Source organism: uncultured Thomasclavelia sp., assembly GCF_944324745.1.
Classification (GTDB): Bacteria; Bacillota_I; Bacilli_A; order Erysipelotrichales; family Coprobacillaceae; genus Thomasclavelia.
Genome location: NZ_CALUXO010000011.1, coordinates 25327 through 47113, shown reverse-complemented (window position 1 = coordinate 47113; position 21787 = coordinate 25327). Strand labels below are relative to the sequence as shown.

Below are 21787 nucleotides of genomic sequence, written 5' to 3'. Positions count from 1 at the left end.
AAACAAGTATAGCACGGAATCTTCATCTTTTTTAGTAAAATCATAAAAAAGATGATCAAAGAAATATAATCAGTGATCATTTTTACTGTTTATATATACAAATTGATATGGGAGTGTATTTGTATCGCTTAACCGATTTTTGACACTACCATATAAGATTAGAGGTGAAAAGTATGAGACAAGATTTTTTATGGGGTGGTGCTTTAGCGGCAAATCAATGTGAAGGTGCTTATAATGAAGATGGTAAAGGTTTAAGTGTTAGTGATTTACTTTTAGGAGGTAGCAAAAATAAAAAACGAGTAAAAACTGATAAAATAGATGCTAATAAGTATTACCCAAGTCACCAGGCAATTGATTTCTATCATACATATAAAGATGATATCAAGTATTTTAAAGAAATGGGTTTTAATTGCTTACGAGTCTCAATTGCTTGGAGTCGTATTTATCCTAATGGCAATGATAAAAAGCCTAATGAAAAAGGACTTCAATTTTATGATGATTTATTTGATGAGTTATTGAAAAGTGGAATTGAGCCAATCGTGACATTATCACATTATGAAATGCCTTATTATTTAAGTAAATGGTATAATGGGTTTTATAGTCGCAAGTGTATCAAGCTTTTTGAACAATATGCCATTACCTGTTTTAAAAGATATCGAAATAAAGTTAAGTATTGGCTGACTTTCAATGAAATAAATGGAATGTTGCTTAATCCATATACCGGTGGTGGTGTCGAAGTTGCAAAAGATAATAATTATTTGAAAAAAGTTTTAACTGCCTGTCATCACATGTTTGTTGCTAGTGCCAAGGCCGTAATTGCTGGTCATCAAATTATTCCAAAAGCTAAGATCGGTTGTATGATTGCTTTTACAACTTCATATAGTGATACTTGTAAGCCCAAAGATGTTTTACTTAATAATAGTTTTATGGATATTAACATGTTCTTTAGTGATGTTCAAGTGCGCGGATATTATTCAAGTAAAGCAATTTCCTGGATGAATCGTTATGGGATAAAGTTACCAATTAAAGATGAAGATCTGCAAATTTTAAAAGAAGGTACGGTTGATTATATTGGGTTTAGTTATTATCAAAGTATTGTCGTTTCCAGTGATATTTTAACTAAAATTAAAGACAGTAATAATATTTATGAGGCAATTAAAAATCCGTATTTAAAAAGCAGTAAGTGGAATTGGCAAATAGATCCTCAAGGCTTACGATATGCTTTGAATTATTTATATGATCGTTATCAAATGCCAGTCTTTGTAGTTGAAAATGGTTTGGGAGCTAAAGATAAGGTTAGAGATAATCATCGAATTTATGATACTTATCGCAGTGATTATTTAAAGCAGCATGTTTTACAAGTAAAAAAAGCCGTGGAAGTTGATGGAGTCGATGTCATGGGATATACCTGGTGGGGACCAATTGATATTGTTAGTTATTCAACCGGTGAAATGGAAAAACGCTATGGTTTTGTCTATGTTGATAAAGATGATCAAGGTAATGGAACATTACAAAGATATGTAAAAGATTCTTTCTATGTTTATCAGCGAATCATTAAAACTAATGCTCGTTGTTTAAAAGAATTACCTAAATATACTCTCGATACGCAAATTAAAGATTTAATGAAAATTGATGGTTTAAAAGAAACTATTAAAATGATCACCGATGGAAGGGTTAATGATCTGCAGTTAAGATTGATCGGTCGCTGGAAACTAGGCCATTTATTAGATAAAATTGGAGTTGATGATAATAATCGGTTATTGATCGTTGATTTATTAAATCGTTTATAATTTAAAGAAGAAGGAACTTCCTTCTTTTTAGTTTCTTTAAGAAATTTTTAAAGAATATTAATTAAAAAAAGGTGGTAATAATGATAGAATATCATTATTGGAGGCGATTTGATGATTAAAAAGATTAAAAGATTTTGGTTACTGTTTATCAAAATATTGAAATTCGAATTTGTTTATAAACTAGGTATCATCATTATTATCACGCCATTATTCAATAAAATAATCCAAATTTATTTAAATGAAAAGTCACATGGTGGTGCGTTTAATTTAAATATCGTTTTTGATTTTTTGAATCTTCAGGGAATTTTAATAATATTACTACTATTTATTGGAACATTAATAGTAGTTGGCTATGAAATAAGTGTACTAATTAATATCGTTACTTTAAGTTACCGAAAAATTGAATTTCGAATCTATGAAGTCATGAAATCATCGCTTTTAAATCTTAAATGTTTAAAAAACCCCAGTTTTATTTTGGCTGGATTATATTTTTTACTCTTATTGCCATTAGTGCATATTGGTTATCTTAATTCCTTTGTTCCTAGTCTTTCAATTCCAAATTTTGTTACGGGAGAATTGCAGTTGACAATTGGTGGAAATATTTTAATTATTATTTTTTATTTATTTTGTTATGGCTTATATTTGTTGCTGTTATTTGTTCCAGTAATTATGATTTTAAAACATGAAAGCTTTATTAAAGCCTTTAAAACTAATTTGGATATTCATCGTCATCTGACAATTAAACAACGATTGATATTATTAGTAAATGTTGGTGGCTTTGTTTTAATTGAATGGGGACTAGGAAAATTGTTGTCAAATGCCATCATTAAAAATAGTGATTTTAATCGATTCTTTTTAAGAAATCTAATCATATCATCACGTTTTCGAATTTATTTATTACAATACTTAATTACATGTATTGCTTTAATCGTACTTATGATAGTTTTTTATCTGGTGATTATTAAAATTGTCGATGATTATGATTCAGCGATTGTCACGGTCAACATCGATAATAGTTTTAATCAGGCTTTTGATGAGACGGTGTTAGAAGCTAAAATACATGGAAATATTATTTATCAGTCACTGGATAAATATATTTTTCAAAATAATTTTTATCAAAAGCATTGGGGAGTTATTAATATTGTTTTCTGGAGTGTATTGTTGCTGGTAATTACGTATCTTTTCCCTAATTCAATCTATATTTTATGTATGATTTTAATTGTAGTGATTATTATGTATTGTATTGCCAGTATAATTAATCACTATGAACAAAATAAGAATAAACAAACGATCAAAGAGAGTAAGTCATGGTTGTTTTTACCCTATCGGATAATTAATAATATTTTAAATCGTTCTAAAATTTATAATCGCTATCCCCGGTTAGTCTCTTTTGTTTTGATTGGTATTTCATTGTTGATTATCGTTGCTTATCTAGAACCGGCGACAATGCTGCACCAACCTTGGGTAATTGGACATCGGGGCAGTCGTTATGGTGTTGAAAATACATATAGCGCAATTGCTGCTGCTGATGAAAATGGTGCCGATTATGCCGAAATCGATGTTCAGCTTTCCAGTGATGATCAAGTCATGGTTGTTCATGACAATGATTTATCGCGCTTAGCAGGTGTCAATCTTAAAGTAAATGAAACGCCAGCTAAACAGTTGACAGATATTGAAGTATCGCAAAATGGTTATACTGATAAAATTAATACCCTTGATCAAATTATTGAGAAAATGAAGGATGATGATTTAGAAGTAGGTTTATTAGTAGAATTAAAGACTGAAAATTGTGATGGTGAAATATTAGCACAAACAGTTATTGAGATAATTGAAGAAAATGATTTTGAAGAGCAAGCTATTTTCATGTCATTAGATTATGATGTTGTTTCTTATTTGCAGCAAGTTCATCCAGAATGGTGGGTCGGTTATTGTATTTATGGTAGTGCCGGTGATTTAGATATTTCATTATGGAATCTAAATATTGATTTTTTGGCAATTGAAGAAAATCGGGCTACTGTCAACTTCATTGAAAAAGCAAATTATAATATAACACCAGTATATGTCTGGACAGTTGATACAACTGATAAAATGTTACAATATCTTGATATGGGAGTTAGTGGTATTATAACTAATTATCCTAATCGTGGTAAAACAGCAGTTAATCAATTTTTGGACAAGAAGTATCGATATTATTATTATCAAGATAGTGGTTATCCAAAATACTAAGCAGACGCTTAGTATTTTTATATAATTATCATAAATTTTTTTGCTTAAGAGATAGCGCTGTTTTGATATTATTTTATCAAATTATTAGCTATAATAAATACATAAGGAAGTGATGACAATGAAAATAATGATTGTTGAAGATGACAGTACCTTAGCTCATGAATTAGAATTATTATTAGAAAAATGGGATTTTCAAACAAAAATAATTAATGATTTTAAACATGTCGATCGTGAGTGTTTTGAATATCTTCCCGATTTAATTTTATTAGATATTAATTTGCCATTTTATGATGGTTTTTACTGGTGTCAAAAAATTAGAGCTAATTCGACTGTACCCATCCTATTTATTTCTAGTCGAGAACAAAATGCTGATAAAATTATGGCTTTATCTAGCGGCGGTGATGATTATATTGAAAAGCCATTTGATTTAGAAGTTTTATTATTTAAAATCAAAGCTATCTTAAGAAGAACTTATGAATATAAACAGACGGAAAAAGAGTATTTAGATGACAATACAAGTTATGACATTTTAAGTGGCCGTTTGATTCATAATAACCAGATCATTGAATTGACAAAATCAGAAAGTAAAATTATGTCAACTTTACTAGAACATCGAGGTAGCTGTGTATCTAGGGAACAATTAATGATGGTTTTATGGAATACTGATGAATTCGTTACTGATGCCACTTTATCAGTTCATGTCTCACGATTACGAAATAAATTGAAGGAATTGTTGCAGGGCCAGGAAGTAATTAAAACAAAAAAAGGAGTTGGTTATTATATTGATTAATTATATAAAGCAATCCGGTTTGAAGATTCTAGCTGGAATCTTGATCATTATTTTTATAAATATTTATTTTTTAGTTTTATGTGCCAGTCGTTTATATTTGGTTGATTTGATTTATCTAGATGTGATCCTTATTTTTGTTTTACTTTTAGCGATTGGCTATGATTTCTATAAATTTTATCGGCTGACAAAACAAGTAGAGGCATTGCAACATATTGAAGTGGCAGAATTGACGAATTTAGTTACTCCACCAATAATTAATTTAATCGAAAAAAATAATCAATACTATGATCATCAGCTTAATTATTTAACTAATCAGATTCAGGATTTAGTTGATTATATTTCTAAATGGGTTCATGAAGTAAAATTGCCATTAGCTGCCCTTAGGTTAATGAATGAACGCCTCCAAGATCAGGGACTAAAAAAAGATATGCGGGCAACTATTGAAAAAATACAGCAGCTGTTAAATACAATGTTAATGAGCAGTAAATTAAGAAATCCCGAAAATGATTTTAAAATCGAAAGAATTCGCTTGAATCAGGTAATCAAGGAAGCAGTTAAGCATCAATCTTATTTTTTGATCAATCAACATTTTGAAATTATTTTAGACATGGATGATATCTATGTATATTGTGATCGACGCTGGTTAACTTATATGCTAGATCAGTTTATCTCCAATTCAATCAAATATCGTAGCAGTAAACAACCACGGTTAATTTTTAAAGTAGCCGATAATCAAAAAAATACTTTAATTATTGAAGATAATGGAATAGGGATCAAAGAAATAGATTTACCTTATATTTTTGATCGTGGCTTTGTCGGTAGTAATCTTCGCGATGGTGATTATCGTTCTACCGGAATGGGTTTATATTTTGTCAAAGACATTGCCAAAAGATTAAATATCGATGTTAAAGTAGATGCAACTTATAATAACGGGACGCGTTTTTTGCTTATTTTTAACGACAACCGTGAGTATTTCATCCTAGATTAAGAAAATGTAAGATTAGCAGGTTAACTGTTATTTAGACGTTAGGATTTTTTAGATTATAATTGATAGAATTTAGTTGTAATCTAAGGAGGGCTTGAAATGAAAAAAGTTGTCGAAATTCAAAATTTAGTTAAAACATATGGTGGTAAAGATTATCAAACTAAAGTTTTAAAAAATATTAATTTAGATATTTATGAAGATGATTTTATTGCCATTATGGGACCATCAGGAGCAGGTAAATCAACGTTATTAAATTTAATTTCTACGTTAGATAAACCGACTCATGGCCAAATCATTATTGATGGTGAAGATGTGACTAATGTCAATAATAAGCGTCTATCAAAAATCAGACAAGAAAAAATAGGATTTATTTTTCAAGATTATAATTTGTTAGATAATATGACATTAGCTGATAACATTGCTTTGCCACTTAGTTTAAATGGAGTCAAGAGTAAAGAAGTAATGCGGCGAACTAAGGAAATGGCTGATTTGTTTGGTTTGAGTGGTCATTTAAACAAATATCCCTACCAGTTATCAGGAGGTCAAAAGCAAAGGGGAGCTAGTGCTCGTGCTTTAATTACTAGACCACGTATAATATTTGCCGATGAACCGACCGGAGCGCTAGATTCAAAGTCAAGTACAGATTTATTGATGTCATTAAAAAATGCTAATGAACATAATCATGCAACAATTCTAATGGTTACTCATGATGCATATAGTGCCAGTTATGCTAAACAGGTCTACTTGCTTCGTGATGGGATGATTCAATGTCGTTTAAATCATACTGGTAGTCGTCAGCAGTTTTATGATGAAATCTTAAGCTTACTTGCAACGATGGGAAGTGAACAAGGATGAGTTTGGTTAAATTAGCTTATTCTAATTTTAAGCGCAGTTTAAAAAATTATCTTTCATTAATAATTTCATTGTCTTTTTCTATCTTTGTGTTCTTTAATTTTCAAAATATTGCTTTTTCTAGTGCGATGGACACTTTAAAAGATAAAAACAGTGATTATATTACAATTATTATTGAAGTTATTTCGATTGTTTTTGTTATCTTTGTTTTCTTCTTTATCTGGTATGCTACTAATGTTTTTCTAGCTCAAAGAAAAAAGGAAATTGGAATCTATACTTTTATGGGATTAGATAATGGTAAAATTGGTCGCATGTATGTTTTAGAAATATCAATGATGGCTTTATTATCATTAGTTATTGGAATTGGCTGTGGTGTGATTTTTTCAAAACTATTTACAATGTTGTTACTATCAATATCTAGCACCAGTGTTGATGTTGGTTTTGAATTATCAGTAACTCCTTTTATCTTGACGATTGGTATTTTTGTTTTAATTTTTGCAATTATGATTATAAAAGGATATGTTAATATTGTTAGAAGCAGCGTTTTGGAAATGTTATCAGCTTCAAAACAAAATGAACTGCAAATTCCTAAAGGATGGTGGTCAACACTTAAGGCCATTATTGGTGTTGTATTGTTAGGAACTGGTTACTATTTTGCTTTGCAAGTTGGTGATATGTCTTCATTTATGTATATTTTATATGCAGTTGTTTTAGTTATTGTCGGTATCTATTTTCTTTATGATGGGGTCATCCCTTATGTGATTTATAAATTAACTCAAAATAAAAAATATTTATACCAAAAACAACGTGTCTTATGGATAAATAATTTAGCGTTTCGTCTAAAGAAGAATTATCGAACTTATGCAATGGTTACGATCTTGATGATTTGCTCAGTTACCGTTTTGGCCACAGCTTTTGCCATGAAACAGCGTTATGACAATATTGCTCATTTTCGAGATACTTATACCTATACTATTATGTCTAATGGGAGTTTAAATCAAAAGGAAATCAAAGATGAAATTGCCAAAACTAATCAGATTGATTATGCCAATAGTTATCAAATGCTTTCAATCAATAGTCAGGATGTTAGGTCACAAAGTATTTATAGTAGTTATGGAATAATCTCTTATAGCCAATTACAACAGCTGGCAAGTGCTGCGGGATTAAGCTTTGATTTACCAGCATTAAATAATGATCAAGTTATTCAATTGACTAGAGTATATTTATTAGATATTTCTGATCCGGATCCGAATCCATCAGTAGTTATTAATGATCAAGAATATCAAATCGTTGAAGAAACAAATGTATCATATTTAGGAATAGTTCAGGAAAATATAAATACTTATGTTGTTAATGATGAAATATATGATCAATTAAAGCCAATTGGCAATGAATACTATATGTATAATTTTAAAATTAACGATCCAGCTAATTACCAGGCTTCAATTAGTTATTTAGATAGTATTGTAAATGATACAACTAGCTATGTAGCTGTTGATCCTGAATATAGTGATATTGCCTGGGTGCGGATATTATATTCTATTTGTGTCTTTTTATTCGTTGTCTTTATATTAGCTAGTGGCAGTATCATTTTTATGAAAGTAAGTAATGAAGCGTATGAAGATCGTCAGCGCTATCAAGTGTTAAAGAAACTGGGAATTAATGATAGAGTGTTATCAAAATCAATTCGCAATGAAATTAGATTTGCTTATTATTGCCCATTTATTCTAATGGTCATTACCTCATATTTTTCAGTATCAGCTTTAGCGCATACAATGAAAACAGAATTATATAGTATCAATATTATTAGTGCGGTGGTAATTTTAGTTATCTTCTATTTAGCATATCAAATATCAGTAATAGCTTTCAAAAAGAAATGTTTTAGCATCTATATTTAAGCAGTAAGTTCCTAGCTTACTGCTTTTTTAGTGTTATTCTTGACAGAATAATTATAGCACGATAAGATAGTTTCAACTTAATAAATAATTATTGATGGAGGGAATATGAAAAAAATACCATTACCAGGACTAAGGATAATTAAATCGAGCGTTGCGGTTATTTTATGTTTTGTCATTTATGTTATTAGAGGGGAAACTGGAACCCCATTTTATAGTGCTATTGCAGCTTTATGGTGTATGCGACCATTTGTAGCTAACAGCTATCAAATGGCACGGCAAAGGATTTTAGGTACTTTTATTGGTGCGATATATGGATTATTAGTTGTAGCTATGAAGATATATCTAGGTTTGTTTAATGAAGTAACATATTATTTTATTTCAGCAGTATTAATTATTGCGGTTTTATATACTACGATTTTAATTAATAAAAAAGAAGCGTCCTATTTTTCATGTGTCGTATTTTTAAGTATTACAATTAATCATATTACTGATGTTAACCCGTTGATTTTTGTGTTTAACCGTGTTCTAGATACTATTATTGGAATTGTGGTTGCTGTTTTAGTTAATCGGTTTCGAATCCCTTATCATAAAAGAAATGATATCTTGTTTATATCAGGATTAGATGAAACACTACTTACTATAAGTGAAACATTAACACCATATAGTCAAATAGAATTAAAAAGAATGTTAGATGATGGTATTAAGTTCACGGTATCTTCTTTAAGAACCCCGGCTAGTATTATGGAAGTATTAGGTGGCATTAAGTTAAATTTACCAGTTATCGCAATGGATGGGGCGGTTTTATATAATATCAATGAAAATCATTTTGAATATGTTATTGCCATTAAACCGCAAACAGCTAAGCAATTAAAATCATTCTTGATGCAATATGAAGTTAATTATTTTAGTAATGAAATTATTGATGATCGTTTAATAATCTATTATGGTGATTTTAAAAATGAAGCTGAATTAAACATATATCAGCAATTAAAAAAGAATCCTTATCGAAATTATATTAAACAACACTCTAATAATAATGATAATGTTGTTTATATAATGTTAATTGATCATCAAGAAATAATTGATCAAATAGAAATGGCATTGAAAAAAGAATTTGACGATTTAAAGATCTTAAAATATCCATCAACTGATTATCCTGGTTATTATTATCTAAAAATCTATGATATTAATGCTACTAGAGCTAATATGAATGAGTATTTAAAGCAACAGATCAATGCCAGCAAGATCGTTACTTTTGGAAGTATTCCTGGTAAATACGATGTTTTAATTGCTAAGGATGATAGTAATAAAGTCGTCAGAACTTTAAAACGAATGTATGAACCATATTTTTTTGAAAAATGAATAATAAATGAAAAATAGTAAGAATCATGTTATAATTTTTTCTAGCTTTATTTAAAGAAAGAGAGTGGGACAGCATGAAAAAAAGAAAAGCATTTATCGAAGAATTCAAGAAGTTTATTACACGAGGCAATGTGATTGACATGGCTGTTGGGGTTATAATTGGGGGCTCATTTACGACAATAGTTACCTCATTAAACAATGATATTATTGCACCAATCTTAGGAATATTTGGTGGTGTTGATTTTTCTAACTTAAAATTAAAATTAGGAAGTGGTAGCAATGCTCCAATACTAGCTTATGGAAATTTTATTACTGCCGTTATTAATTTCTTGATAATTGCACTGGTGATTTTTGTACTTGTTAAAGTAATAAATTCAATTAACGATAGCATTAAAGCTAAAATCAGTAATGAAAGTGAAGAAAAAGTTATTAAAGTTAAAGTTTGTCCTTATTGTAAAGAAGAGATAGCCAACGAAGCAACTAGATGTCCGCACTGTACATCGATATTAGAGTAAATTTTTGGATGCGTATAACGTATCCTTTTTATTTTTTAGAATTATTATCATATTATTTGCTGCTATAAATTTATTACGATAGAATAGTTCAAAAATATAACTATGTTATATTAAGTTGTCTAAAACAGTAATTAGTAATAATTTAATTAATAAAAAATAAATGAAAGGAAGTGGAAATATGGAAATATTTTGGGGAATAATTACACCATTTATTGGAACAACTTTAGGAGCAGGTTGTGTTTATTTTATGAAAGATAAGATGAATACTTATATTCAAAAAGTATTATTAGGCTTTGCCTCAGGGGTAATGGTCGCTGCTTCTGTCTGGTCATTGTTGATACCAGCAATGGATATGTCAGCCTCAATGGGAAAATTAGCCTTTATTCCAGCAGCTGTTGGTTTCATGTTAGGCATTTTATTTTTATTATTTTTAGATCGGATGGTACCCCACATGCATTTAGATAATAAATCTGAAGGTCCTAAAAGTAATCTAAAGAAAACAACAATGTTAGTATTAGCGGTGACCATGCATAATATTCCTGAAGGAATGGCGGTAGGTGTCTTGTTTGCCGGTCTGATTTCTGGAAGTCAGGGGGTTACTTTTGCCGGGGCAATTGCTTTATCATTAGGAATTGCTATCCAAAACTTTCCTGAAGGAGCGATTATTTCGCTGCCGTTAAAGGCAAATGGATTATCTAAAAATCGTTCTTTTTTATATGGCACATTATCAGGAATTGTGGAACCGATTGGAGCTGGAGTTACTATCTTGCTTTCATCATTTGTTGTTCCATTTTTACCTTATTTATTAGCATTTGCAGCTGGGGCTATGATCTATGTTGTCGTAGAAGAGTTGATTCCTGAAGCTTCTCAAGGAGCGCATAGTAATGTTGCGACGATTGGATTTGCCGTTGGTTTTGTTGTAATGATGATCTTAGATGTTGCTTTAGGCTAATATTTACATAATCTTAATTATCTTTGTCTATTTACTTTATGGTATTTGATTATAATAAAAACCATAGAAGGTGAAAAAGATGATAAAAAGAGTAGTAATGGTTGTATTAGTCCAGCTAATGTTTTTAAGTTTAAGTGTTTCTAATGTTTTTGCATTAACAAGTAGTGAAAATACTAATTTACCTAGTGGGGTATTGATTTTGTTAGTACCGTTTATGTTAGGGGTTATTTATGTGGCATTGAAAAATGAAACAAAGTAAATAAAACTTAACATAGAATTAAGGAAAATTAGCTATTTGCAGAATTTAAAAGTTGTAAAATTAAAGCAGGTATAAAAGATAATGTTTTTAGTCCTTTTATGCAAATTTTATACCTATTTGTTTTTGAATAACTTTCCAATATAGAAAATGGTAGCTAATTAGCTACCATTTTCTATTTACCCATAAAATTAACATATTATTAATACATTGATGATATTATTATTGCATATAATAATAGATAAAGAAGGTAAGTTAAACATATTGATAATTTAATAAGGAGGCTTATATGAACAAAATAGCTTTGGTTACATTGAGCTTGTTTGCTATAATAGAAATATTAATCAGTAATATTTCTATTTATGAAGTTCCACTTTGGTTAATTGGTTTGATGATATTTACAGTAATATGGATGGCAATTTTGAAATTGGCCGAAATGAAACATTTTCAAGATTTTTAAAAAAGCATGAAAATTAACTTCATGCTTTTTTGGCGCTTACCAGCAACATCATTGGTCGTCGCATCTCATCTTGCATCCCAGGTAAATCCATCATATCTTCAGGTGGCATCGGTTCAATGACATTGGTAATTGTAAAATTATATTTTAATAGTGTTTGTAAATATGAAGTAAGGGTTCGATGATATTTGGTTACTTTTTCATCTAGGAAAATAGCTTCACGTTTACCTTCATAATAATAATTATCAACAGGAAAATGTTGAATGTTGCCATTATCATCGTATATCCAGTCCTGGTTTCCAGCAGCCGTAAAAACCGGATGTTCAACTGAGAAAATAAAGTCCCCGTTTGTATTTAACCAGGAATAAATATTTTTCACTAAGGTATCAAAGTCTTCAACATAATGAAAGGCTAGTGAACTAAAAACAATATCAAAACTATTATTGGCAAAAGATAAATCTTCCATTGCCTGATGAAAGTATTTAATATTAGCAGCTGCATTGATCTGTTGCGCTTTTTCTAACATCCTCTTTGATATATCAGTTCCTAAAACTTCTTTGGCACCGTGATCACTGGCATATTTACAATGCCAGCCCATACCACAACCTAAATCTAATACTTTTTTGTCTTTAAAATCAGGTAAAATCTTTTTTAGTGCTGACCATTCGCCGGCGCCGGCTAAACCGTTAATTGAACGATTCATTTGTTGATATTTTTCAAAAAATTCTATTTGATCATATTTGTTTTCTTTCATGTCTAACCTTCCTATAAACGAATGATTTGTTGATTGTTTTCATAAATACCAAAAGATGATGCGATTAGTAAAAATAAAATACCAGTATGAACCCAGAAAATAGTATAGTCAAAAATACCGTGTAATAAAATTACTGTGATACATGAAATAACTAAGGCAACATAACGATTGTTTAGTTTTTGACGATAAACTTTGATTAAACGTTTAAAGTTATCAAAAACATAAGGGACTAATGAAGCCAGTCCAACGATTCCAAAAGATAAAATCGGATCTAAATAAACACTATGAGCATGCTGGGTAACGTGACCACCATATTTTTCATAAATCATCATATATGTCATTGGACCTTGACCAAACAGGGGATGGGCTTTAATACCAGCGATAGCGGCTCGCCAGATTTTTAATCTAACCGTAAAATTCTTAACGATACGCTCGATACGTGGAAATTGTTCCGGATTGAAAATAAAATAAATTCCAGCTAGAACACAGCCAATTCCAATTACAGTACAGATACGATAATTTTTATTTACAATTAAAAAAACAAGCATCGCACCAGCAGTAGCAATTAAAGCGGTACGACAGCCAGTCATATATAATAGGAAAAAATTGATAATTGCCACAATGAAATAATAAACTTGTTTTTTGAAATTTTTAGTTCCAAAAATCTTGTATCCAATCATCATAATAATAAATTCAATCATCATTGCATAATAATTGGCGTTATAAAAGACGGAGTTTAAACGATTCTCACGGCGACTAAATACTTTTAAAGTGAAATGGTCATAGCCTAAACGCGATAATATCTGTGTTTGTTCATATAAACCATATAATGCCCATAAAACTGACAAAGCAATCAACAAATCAAGAATTAATTCAAAGACTTCCTGATTTATATGTTGACGATAAAATAGCATTAATGAAACAGCTATAAAGATTAAAGCCAGACAGCCAACCCCGATCCAGTTTTGATAAAATAGCGATACGATTAAAGAAATAGTCATAAAGATTAAGAGATATTTAGATTTTGGACTATTTTTATATGCATAAATGATTTTTTTAGTATACAATAAATATATTGTTTCTATTAGTAGAATCGGAACACAAATATAAAAAGGAGTCGATAAACTTAAGGCACTAATAATAATAAGTAATTGCTCTTGAGAAAATCGATTTTTTAGTGAATTTATTAGTTGCATAACAAACCTCCAAGTAGAACTAATATATCACATATTTAATCTAGTTACAAATAAGGAGACAGTATGAAGAAATATTTATATGTATTTAATTATCCACCAGAAGATCAAGAATTATGTGCTTTAGAATTTGAAGCGTTGTTTAATGATCGCTATTCAGGTAAGATATATCTTTCAAATCTAGATTATAGTGTTAATCAGAGTGTTTTTATGAAAGCTAAGGTTGATTTATGGGGTGAAAGTGAAGATTTTAAACAATTGATTCATAAAATTACCAAGTTAAAGAAAAGCTATGTAGATTTTAAAGTTATCTATTTAAAAAATGAACAGACACATGTCGATTATCAGGAAACTTTAGATAAATGCCGTGATATTTCCTGGGGAATTGGTGGTAGTGTTAATATGAATAAACCTAAACACATCATTGCAATTACAAAATTAGATCATAAATGGTATTGTGGCTATTATCACCATGGAATTCCTGATTGGAAAAAACATGATAATAAACCCTATACTTTTTCGAATTCACTAGATATTCGTTTAGCTAGGACCTTGGTCAATCTGGCAGCTAAGGGTGATAAAAGTGTTTCAATTGTCGATCCATGTTGTGGAGTAGGAACAGTGGTATTAGAAGGATTAGCATTAAAGTTAAAGATTGTCGGCTTTGATATTTCTCGAGATACTTCATGGCATGCTCGGAAAAATTTAGAATTTTATGGTTATGATGGTCATTTGATCAATAAGAAAAGTATACATGATCTAGTTGATCATTACGATGTAGCTATTATTGACTTACCCTATAATTTATATACGCCAATAACCTATGAAGAACAAGTAGCAATAATTACTTCATCACGAAAAATATGTCAACAGTTAGTACTGGTAACTTATGAAACTATGGATGAGGAATTGAAAAATAGTGGTTATCAAATTGATCGTAAAGTTTTTCGAAGAAAGAGCGAGAAAAGTAAATTTGGTCGCTATATTTACTTATGTCATTAAAATAGGGTTTCTAAATTATTAAGAGATAGGGTATAATAATTCCAGAATTTGGGGGGTTAGGTAATGAAATTATTAAAATATATTAAAGCGTATCGCTTCCCGGCAATTGTCGGTTTTATTTTCAAGATAGCCGAAGCAGCGCTAGAATTAATGGTTCCTTTAGTAATGAGTGATATTATCGATATTGGTATTATCAATAAAGACCAAAATTATATTTTATCACGAGGATTGATTTTAGTAGCTTTAGCAGTATTTGGTTATATGTTTGCTTTGGTTTGTCAATATTATGCTTCAGTCACTTCACAAAGTGTCGGAACAGAATTAAGAAGAGATATGTATCATCAAATAAACAGTTATGATCATCGGAATCTAGATAAATTAAGTGCACCAACATTAGTTACTCGGTTAGTTAACGATGTTGTTCAAATTCAATTGGCAATAGCCATGACTATCAGACTAACATCGCGAGCTCCCTTTATTATGTTAGGTTCTTTATTTTTAGCATTTTTTATCAGTGGTTCTTTGGCTTCTATTTTTGTCTTAGGCGCAATTGTGCTTGCAGGAGTTATGTTGGCAATTACAATTGTATCGATGCCTTACTTTAATCGTATCCAACAAAAGCTTGATAAAATTAGTTTGATTGTTAGAGAGAATCTTAATGGGATTAGAGTAATTCGGGCTTTTGCTTCTCAAGATAAAGAAATTAATAAGTTTAAACAAGAAACAAAGAGTCAAAAAGAAATCCAAGTTAAAGTTGGAAGAATACAGGCATTATCAAATCCACTAACTTATTTAGTTGTAAATATTGCCATTGTTTTAATTGTTTATTGTGGTGGGTTTCAAGTCAATATTGGCGGTTTATCCCAAGGGGAAATTATCGCTTTAGTTAACTATATGAATTCGATTTTACAGGCCTTAATTGTTTTTGCCAATGTTTTGTCAATTTATAATAAAGCCGGGGCTAGTTATACTCGAATTTTTGAAGTTTTGGAAACGACTCCTGAAGTGGTAAACATTAATGATGATAAACAATGGCATCAAACACCGGTTTGTCTAGAGTTTAAGAATGTTGATTTTGCTTATGATAAGAAAAATGTTTTAAATCAAATTAATTTTAAGATTTATTCTGGACAAACAATTGGGATTATTGGTGGAACCGGGGCTGGTAAAAGTTCTTTAGTTAATTTAATTGCGCGGTTTTATGATACAACTAGTGGTGAAATCTTATTGAATGGAAAATCAATCAAAGATTATGATTTATCAACGCTTAGAAGTTTTATTGGAATTGTTCCGCAATATGCTTCACTTTTTTCTGGAACAATTAGAGAAAATTTACAGTTGGGTAATCAACAAGCCAGTGATGAAGAATTAATGCAGGCTTTGGAAGTTGCTCAAGGAACTGAATTAATTAGTGATAAAGCCGCAGGATTGGATACAATGATTGAACAGGGTGGTAAAAACCTTTCCGGTGGTCAAAAGCAACGTTTGACGATTGCCAGAGCATTAGTTAAAAAGCCAAAGATACTAATTCTTGATGATAGCTCTAGTGCTTTAGATTATGCAACTGATTATCGTTTAAGACAGGCATTGAAACAATTAAAGATGACAAAAATTATTATTTCACAACGTACGGCTTCAATTGAACAGGCTGATAAAATTATTGTTTTGTATCATGGTGAGTTAGTTGGTTTTGATACCCATCAAAATTTAATGAAGAATTGTCAGATTTATCAAGAAATCTATGCTTCACAACATAATAAGGATGGTGATCGTCATGAATAGTAAAACAATTAAACGATTGATGGCTTATTGTCAGCCATACCGATTGATATTAGTGGGTATTTTAGTATTATCTTTTATAAGTGTTTGTTTAACTTTATTAACACCAATCTTATTAGGATGGGCGATTGATTTACTTGTTGGAAAGGGAAAAGTTGATTTTAACGCCTTAGCTAGTCAATTATTATTTATTGCTTTGATTATTGTAATTGAATCACTAGTTCAATGGTTATCAGGCCAGCTAACAAACAAGATTACATATAGTATTACTAATGATTTGAGAGACCGGGTATTTGAAAAGATTCATTTATTACCATTAAAATACATTGATGGTCATCTTCATGGAGATATTATTGGTCGCGTTATTAATGATATTGATTTAATTGGTAATGGACTATTGCAAAGCTTTACTAGTTTATTTACTGGGGTAGCGACGATTGTCGGAACGATTGCAATTATGTGTACTATTAATATAACTATTGCAGTTGTAGTCATTGTTTTAACACCACTTTCATTATTAGTAGCCTCATTAATCGTTCGTAGAACTAGTATCTATTTTAGAGAACAATTGGATATTCGTGGTGATATGAATGGTTATATTGAAGAAATGATTGGAAATCAGCGGCTGATCAAAGCTTTTAATTATGAAGCTATTAATGAACAGCGATTTGATGATATTAATCAGCGTATGCATGTCAGTGGAGTCAAATCACAGTTTTATGGCGCCTTGATCAATCCAACTACTAGAATCGTTAATAGTTTAGTTTATGCAGCAGTAGGGGTCTTTGGAGCTTTGAGTGTGTTAAATGGTCAATTTAGTGTTGGGCTATTATCAAGTTTTTTGACTTATGCTAACCAGTATACAAAACCATTTAATGAGATATCTTCAGTAATGTCAGAAATGCAAACAGCATTAGCTGCCAGTCAGCGAGTTTTTGATCTTTTAGATGAACCAATTGAAGTACCAGTGGCCAATCCTAAAACGATTGAAAATGTCACTGGTAAAGTAAGTTTGAAAAACATTTGTTTTAGTTATGATCCTAAAGTTAAATTAATCGAAGATTTAAATTTAGAGGCTAAACCGGGTCAGACAGTGGCGATTGTTGGTAAAACAGGTTGTGGTAAAACGACGTTAATTAATTTACTGATGCGTTTTTATGATCAAAATCAAGGAACGATTGCTATTGATGATGTTAATACTTTAGAAATGGAACGTGATTATTTACGTAAATTATATGGAATGGTTTTACAGGAATCATGGATTTTCAAAGGAACTATTAAAGAAAATATTACTTATGGTAAAGACAATGCCACTGATGAAGAAATAATTGCAGCGGCGAAAAAAGCTCGGGTTCATAAGTTTATCATGAAGTTACCAGCAGGTTATGATACCATGGTAGAAGAAGATGGTGGCAATTTATCTCAAGGTCAAAAGCAATTATTGTGTATTGCTAGAATTATGTTGACCAAACCACCGATGCTTATTTTAGATGAAGCAACTAGTTCAATTGATACCCGGACGGAATTACAAATTCAAGAAGCTTTTGATGCGATGATGGAAGGACGGACGACCTTTATTGTAGCGCATCGTTTATCAACGATTCAAAATGCTGACTTGATCTTAGTTATGGATAAGGGAAGAATTTTAGAGCAGGGTACCCATCAATCATTATTAGAAAAACATGGTTATTATTATCAGCTATATAATAGTCAGTTTAATTTAGGAGAAGATCAGTAAGCTGATCTTCTTTTTATATGTTTAGCTTTTTAATAAAATTTAAGTACTTTTTTACTTTTTGACTAAAAAAAGATAAATATTTTTAGTTACAAATAAATTATTATATTGACAAACAACAATTACAATAGTATTTTAATAGAGATTAATAATTTAAGGGGGAAGAAAAATGAATGGTTTAATCTTATTAGTTCTAGCCATGGTAGTTTTAGTCCTTGCCTATGTAATATATGGACGCTACTTGGAAAGAACTTGGGGAGTCGATCCAAATGCTAAAACCCCTGCAGTTGAACAAGATGATGGTGTTGATTTTGTACCTAGTAATAAATGGAACGTTTTCGCCCATCAATTCTCTTCTATTGCAGGTGCGGGACCAGTTACTGGACCAGTCATGGCATTGATGTTTGGATGGGTTCCAACAGTATTATGGATTTTAGTTGGAGGTATTTTCTTTGGTGCTGTCCAAGACTTTGGATCACTTTATGCTTCTGTAAAATCTAATGGTAAATCTATGGGTGGAATCATCGAAGAGTATATTGGAAAAACAGGAAGAAAATTATTCTTCTTATTCTGCTGGTTATTTACTTTATTAGTTATTGCAGCATTTGCCGATATGGTTGCTGGTACATTTAATGGTATTGCTGCTGATGGTTCACATGTTGCTGCCAATGGGTCAGCAGCTTCAATTTCAATGTTATATATTGTAGTTGCAATTGCTTTTGGCTTCTTCTTAAGAAAAACAAAAATTAGCGGTAAATTACAAGCAGTTATTGGTATTGTTTTAATTATTTTAATGTTAGCTGCTGGTATTGCTTGCCCAATTTTCTTTAGCAAAACAACTTGGATTTATATTGTTTTTGTTTATATTTTCTTTGCATCAATCACACCAATGTGGTTATTAAAACAACCTCGTGATTATTTAACTACTTTCTTATTTGTTGGTATGATTATTGCTGCTGTTGTTGGGGTATTAATTTATAACCCTACTATTTCAACTCCAGCTTTTACTGGATTTGTAACTGAAAGTGGAAGTTATTTATTCCCAACATTATTCGTTACTATTGCCTGTGGTGCTGTTTCTGGTTTCCACTCTTTGGTTTCTTCTGAAACTAGTAGTAAACAAATTGAAAACGAAAAAGATATGTTACAAGTAGGATATGGTTCAATGTTATTAGAATCATTATTAGCTATCTTAGTAGTAGTTGTTGTTGGTTCATTATCTTCATTAATTGCTGATGGAACTTTAATAGATCAATTAGCTGCAATGGTTACAGTAGAAGGTGGTGCTACTCCATTTACTCAATTTGCAGTTGGAGTTACTGGTTTTGTTTCTCAATTAGGGTTACCACAAGAATGGGGAATTTGTATCATGACAATGTTCGTTTCTGCTTTGGCATTAACTTCATTGGATGCCGTTGCTAGAATCAGTCGTTTATCATTCCAAGAATTCTTTGAAGTAGAAGCTGGACAAGAACAATCTGGATTGAATAAATTCTTAACAAATAAATATGTAGCAACATTAATTTCATTGTTCTGTGGATACTTATTATCTTTAGGTGGTTATAATAATATCTGGCCATTATTCGGTTCTGCTAACCAATTATTGGCTGCAATGGTATTAATCAGTATTTCAGTATTCTTAAAAGTTACTGGAAGAAAAGGATTTATGTTATATATTCCAATGTGCATTATGTTAGTTGTAACATTAACTTCATTAGGAATGTCTATTTATAACATTGTATTTGCTTGGATGACTACAGGATCAATTGATTTCTTAACATCTGGATTACAATTAATTGTAGCAGTATTATTAGTTGCTCTAGGTATTTCAGTGGCATTCTTTGATTTCAAAAAATTATTTGAATCTAAAAAGGCTACTGCATAGTTAAAGATAAAGTGCTAATTATTAAAATTAGCACTTTTTTTTACTAATTAAATATGGAACAAAATTATCAGGTAAAATTTCTAAACTAATTTGAGCCATTTTTTCTGGGGTATCGATCATATTTCTAGAAAACCACAGTAGTGAACAATTAAAAATACCACCAATATGATAAGCGTTTAGGTATGCTTGATGACTGGAAATATCTAGATTTTTATTTAAAGCAGTTAAATAAAAAAGTGATAGTTTGTTTTGACAAAGTAATAGAAATTCTTTTTGGTATTTTTTTAAATGGCTAAACAGTTGGAGTAAATAATGATATAAATCAATATTAGTTGAGATTGTCTTAGAAAATTCATCAAGTACTTGTTCAACAAAATAATAAACTATTTCTTCTTTACTGTTAAAGTGTCGATAGTATGTCGAACGATTAACCCCAGCTTTTTTGGCAATATCACTAATAGTGATGGCTGTAAAAGGCTGATGTTCCATTAGTAAAAATAAACTGGTAACCATATATGTTTTTGTCATTTTAGTTGTAGCATTACGTTTCATAAGCGACAATTTCCTTTCTTTGTTGCATTTAAAGTTTGAAAACTTGAAAAATTGATGAAGTTAATTATAATTTTATCAGAATATATTATTAAATGTTAATTATATTGAAAAGATAGATAAAATTAGGAGGTCATGATGAAACAAATAATAAGTGATTTATATCAGTTTACAACTCATATTAAACCGATTGATTTTTCAATTAATCAATATTTATTAGCTAGTAATCCAGCCATATTATTTGCTACTGGGACTAAAATTATGGCTCTTGATAATTTACCAAAAATTAAACAGATTCTAAAAGACCAGCCTTTAAAATATTTATTTATTTCGCATTTGGAATCTGATGAATGTGGTGGTTTATCAATTTTTAAAGAAGAATATCCAGATTTACAAATTATTTGTTCAAATTTGGCTAGTCGTGAATTACCTGGTTATGGATTTTGTGATAATTTGATGCCAGTTTATGGTGGTTTTGAATTAGAAGATGGTAATTTATGTTTACAAATAATAGATTATCCTTCAGAGGTTCATTTACAAAATGGAATTATTTGTTTTGAAAGTAATCGAAAGATCATCTATAGCTCAGATTTAATGCAAGAAAAAAGAATTAGTAAAGTAATTAATGGTAATTGGCAACAAGAAGTTGCTGCTATTGATGATAAACGAGTTTGTAATCAGGATTTATTAAATAAATTAAAGACTGATTTAGCAAAGCTAGAGCCTGAATTTGTGGCCACAGGTCATGGTTCTTTTATTAAATGTCAAAGTTAAAATAAATAAAAAAATCATCGAAAGTAAAATTTC

General features: G+C 30.3%; 19 protein-coding genes. 16 read left to right on the top strand and 3 right to left on the bottom strand.

Annotated features, from left to right (window positions below; all coding sequences use genetic code 11):
• Window positions 1-173: 173 nt before the first annotated feature.
• The 11 genes from Q0K54_RS01070 (at window position 174) to Q0K54_RS01020 (ending at window position 12086) form a co-directional block, all read left to right on the top strand.
• On the top strand, window positions 174-1790 hold the full coding sequence (locus Q0K54_RS01070) for a glycoside hydrolase family 1 protein (RefSeq protein ID WP_294577993.1): 1617 nt from the start codon (window positions 174-176) through the stop codon (window positions 1788-1790).
• Window positions 1791-1901: 111 nt separating this feature from the next.
• Entirely contained in the window at window positions 1902-4016 is a 2115-nt protein-coding gene (locus Q0K54_RS01065; RefSeq protein WP_294577992.1) for a glycerophosphodiester phosphodiesterase family protein, read from the top strand.
• 118 nt (window positions 4017-4134) lie between these two features.
• On the top strand, window positions 4135-4806 hold the full coding sequence (locus Q0K54_RS01060; protein ID WP_294577991.1) for a response regulator transcription factor: 672 nt from the start codon (window positions 4135-4137) through the stop codon (window positions 4804-4806).
• Window positions 4799-5794: a HAMP domain-containing sensor histidine kinase gene (locus Q0K54_RS01055; protein WP_294577990.1), complete on the top strand. Its 996-nt coding sequence runs from the start codon at window positions 4799-4801 to the stop codon at window positions 5792-5794. Before Q0K54_RS01060 ends, Q0K54_RS01055 begins: the two co-directional genes overlap by 8 nt.
• Window positions 5795-5890: 96 nt before the next feature.
• On the top strand, window positions 5891-6646 hold the full coding sequence (locus Q0K54_RS01050) for an ABC transporter ATP-binding protein (protein WP_294577989.1): 756 nt from the start codon (window positions 5891-5893) through the stop codon (window positions 6644-6646).
• On the top strand, window positions 6643-8541 hold the full coding sequence (locus Q0K54_RS01045) for an FtsX-like permease family protein (RefSeq protein ID WP_294577988.1): 1899 nt from the start codon (window positions 6643-6645) through the stop codon (window positions 8539-8541). The genes Q0K54_RS01050 and Q0K54_RS01045 overlap by 4 nt, the downstream gene beginning before the upstream one ends.
• A 105-nt stretch (window positions 8542-8646) precedes the next feature.
• Window positions 8647-9903: an HAD hydrolase family protein gene (locus Q0K54_RS01040; RefSeq protein WP_294577987.1), complete on the top strand. Its 1257-nt coding sequence runs from the start codon at window positions 8647-8649 to the stop codon at window positions 9901-9903.
• Between the two features lie 74 nt (window positions 9904-9977).
• Window positions 9978-10418, top strand: a complete 441-nt coding sequence (gene mscL / locus Q0K54_RS01035) for a large conductance mechanosensitive channel protein MscL (RefSeq protein WP_294577986.1) — start codon at window positions 9978-9980, stop codon at window positions 10416-10418.
• A 178-nt stretch (window positions 10419-10596) separates the two neighbouring features.
• Window positions 10597-11370 carry a ZIP family metal transporter gene (locus Q0K54_RS01030; RefSeq protein ID WP_294577985.1) on the top strand — a complete coding sequence of 258 codons (774 nt, stop codon included), beginning with the start codon at window positions 10597-10599 and terminating at the stop codon, window positions 11368-11370.
• Between the two features lie 79 nt (window positions 11371-11449).
• The gene (locus Q0K54_RS01025; protein ID WP_294577984.1) at window positions 11450-11629 is read left to right on the top strand and encodes a hypothetical protein; all 180 of its coding nucleotides are present in this window, start codon (window positions 11450-11452) and stop codon (window positions 11627-11629) included.
• A 286-nt stretch (window positions 11630-11915) separates the two neighbouring features.
• On the top strand, window positions 11916-12086 hold the full coding sequence (locus tag Q0K54_RS01020; protein WP_294577983.1) for a hypothetical protein: 171 nt from the start codon (window positions 11916-11918) through the stop codon (window positions 12084-12086).
• 19 nt (window positions 12087-12105) lie between these two features.
• On the opposite strand, the gene Q0K54_RS01015 is transcribed toward Q0K54_RS01020, so the two are convergent.
• Both Q0K54_RS01015 and Q0K54_RS01010 read right to left on the bottom strand, forming a co-directional pair.
• Window positions 12106-12837, bottom strand: a complete 732-nt coding sequence (locus tag Q0K54_RS01015; RefSeq protein WP_294577982.1) for a bifunctional 2-polyprenyl-6-hydroxyphenol methylase/3-demethylubiquinol 3-O-methyltransferase UbiG — start codon at window positions 12835-12837, stop codon at window positions 12106-12108.
• 11 nt (window positions 12838-12848) lie between these two features.
• Window positions 12849-14033 carry an O-antigen ligase gene (locus Q0K54_RS01010; protein ID WP_294577981.1) on the bottom strand — a complete coding sequence of 395 codons (1185 nt, stop codon included), beginning with the start codon at window positions 14031-14033 and terminating at the stop codon, window positions 12849-12851.
• A gap of 63 nt (window positions 14034-14096) precedes the next feature.
• Between Q0K54_RS01010 and Q0K54_RS01005 the strand changes: the two genes are divergently transcribed.
• The 4 genes from Q0K54_RS01005 to Q0K54_RS00990 all read left to right on the top strand — a co-directional run bounded on the left by Q0K54_RS01005 (window position 14097) and on the right by Q0K54_RS00990 (window position 20431).
• On the top strand, window positions 14097-15032 hold the full coding sequence (locus tag Q0K54_RS01005) for a TRM11 family methyltransferase (RefSeq protein WP_294577980.1): 936 nt from the start codon (window positions 14097-14099) through the stop codon (window positions 15030-15032).
• Between the two features lie 63 nt (window positions 15033-15095).
• A complete protein-coding gene (locus tag Q0K54_RS01000) occupies window positions 15096-16814 on the top strand; it encodes an ABC transporter ATP-binding protein (RefSeq protein WP_294577979.1) in 1719 nt (572 codons plus the stop codon).
• The gene (locus Q0K54_RS00995) at window positions 16807-18549 is read left to right on the top strand and encodes an ABC transporter ATP-binding protein (protein WP_294577978.1); all 1743 of its coding nucleotides are present in this window, start codon (window positions 16807-16809) and stop codon (window positions 18547-18549) included. Before Q0K54_RS01000 ends, Q0K54_RS00995 begins: the two co-directional genes overlap by 8 nt.
• A 166-nt stretch (window positions 18550-18715) precedes the next feature.
• The gene (locus tag Q0K54_RS00990) at window positions 18716-20431 is read left to right on the top strand and encodes a carbon starvation protein A (protein WP_294577977.1); all 1716 of its coding nucleotides are present in this window, start codon (window positions 18716-18718) and stop codon (window positions 20429-20431) included.
• 27 nt (window positions 20432-20458) lie between these two features.
• On the opposite strand, the gene Q0K54_RS00985 is transcribed toward Q0K54_RS00990, so the two are convergent.
• Window positions 20459-20983, bottom strand: a complete 525-nt coding sequence (locus Q0K54_RS00985) for a TetR/AcrR family transcriptional regulator (RefSeq protein ID WP_294577976.1) — start codon at window positions 20981-20983, stop codon at window positions 20459-20461.
• A 135-nt stretch (window positions 20984-21118) separates the two neighbouring features.
• Between Q0K54_RS00985 and Q0K54_RS00980 the strand changes: the two genes are divergently transcribed.
• On the top strand, window positions 21119-21754 hold the full coding sequence (locus Q0K54_RS00980) for a hypothetical protein (protein ID WP_294577975.1): 636 nt from the start codon (window positions 21119-21121) through the stop codon (window positions 21752-21754).
• Window positions 21755-21787 lie beyond the last annotated feature (33 nt).